Here is a 1,256-nt window from a genome sequence, read left to right as displayed (position 1 = left end):
GGGCCGCCTTCTTCATATTGATGCCGTCAATCAACTGGCCCGCGTCGCTCGGGGATCGCCGACGACATGGCGCGCGTCAGCGCTCCGGGACCGCATCCCACCTCGAGCACGCGTATACAGGGCGAGAGAGGCAGGGCTTCGAGGATTGCCTTCAGACGTAGGGACAGCCGTTCAGTCACTTTTCTCCTCCGGACAGGCTCGGTGGCTTCGACGGGTTTGGTGCGACGACGTCGTCCGTGTCGTTTGGTTTCATCATGACCTTCGCTCCGCCGGATGGAAGACACCTTTCCATATGGCTAGGTATCTTGACGAGCACTGTGCCAAGTCAATAGATAGCCATATGGCTAACCTTGATTCGATTTTCCACGGACTCGCTGATCCCACCCGCCGTGCGGTGATCGCCCGGCTGGCAGCCGGCCCCGCGCCTGTCTCTGAGCTTGCCGCGCCGCATGACATGGCGCTGCCGAGCTTCCTCAAGCACCTGAAGGTGCTGGAGGCGGGCGGATGGATTGAATCCGACAAGGCCGGCCGCATCCGCACCTGTCGGCTCAAGGCTGAAACGGCGAAAGCCGCCGAAGGCTGGCTGGGCCAGCAGCGGTCACTTTGGGAGGCGCGTCTCGACCGCCTCGATGCATTTCTAGCGAATCTACCCGGTGAAGGAGAAAATAGTGACGCATGATGCCAAACTCGATCTCGTGCTGGAGCGGACGGTCAGGGCCACACCCGCCCAGCTCTGGCGCGCGTGGACGGAGCCCGACCTGCTCAAGCAATGGTTCGCACCGAAACCTTGGACGGTAGCGCGCGTCGCGATCGACCCCCGCGCCGGGGGAATCTTCTCGGTCGTGATGGCGTCGCCGGACGGCGCCGAAATGGATGAAACGCCAGGCTGCGTGCTGCTGGCAGAGCCTCGGAAGCGTATGGTATGGACCGATGCGGTCGGGCCCGAGTTCCGTCCGAATTCCGAAACCTTCATGACCGCCGACATCACGATGGAGGCGGTGGAAGGCGGCACCCGCTATCGGGCACTGGTGCGCCACAAGTCAGACGCAGACCGTCAGAAGCATGAGGAGATGGGCTTCCATGATGGCTGGGGCACGTGCCTCAACCAGCTCGAAGCCTTGGCCGGAGGGCTCTGATGGCGGGCAACCCGATCAAGCACGGAAGCTTCACCATCGAACGGAATTACTCTGCGCTGCCGGCCAAGGTTTTCGCGGCGTTCGCGCAGGCCGACGCGCGGCGCAAGTGGCTGGTCTTCG

2 protein-coding genes are annotated in these 1,256 nt (G+C 63.1%); both read left to right on the top strand.

From position 1 onward, the window contains the following. Positions 1 to 340: 340 nt before the first annotated feature. Positions 341 to 679, top strand: a complete 339-nt coding sequence (locus DM995_RS18265) for an ArsR/SmtB family transcription factor (protein ID WP_116970616.1) — start codon at positions 341 to 343, stop codon at positions 677 to 679. Then, positions 669 to 1,136 (top strand): SRPBCC family protein, encoded by a 468-nt coding sequence (locus DM995_RS18260; RefSeq protein ID WP_116970615.1) that lies wholly within the window; start codon positions 669 to 671, stop codon positions 1,134 to 1,136. The genes DM995_RS18265 and DM995_RS18260 overlap by 11 nt, the downstream gene beginning before the upstream one ends. The last annotated feature ends 120 nt before the right edge of the window (positions 1,137 to 1,256 follow it).

This window comes from Blastomonas sp. UPD001 (assembly GCF_003426715.1).
Lineage (GTDB): Bacteria > Pseudomonadota > Alphaproteobacteria > Sphingomonadales > Sphingomonadaceae > Blastomonas.
The sequence above is the reverse complement of the archived record's forward strand: the minus strand, read 5'-3'. Positions and strand labels throughout refer to the sequence as shown.

What these genes read in the sequence shown, in the direction of transcription:
- DM995_RS18265 (WP_116970616.1), top strand. Translation starts at nt 341, where the DNA reads ATGGCTAACCTTGATTCGATTTTCCACGGACTCGCTGATCCCACCCGC.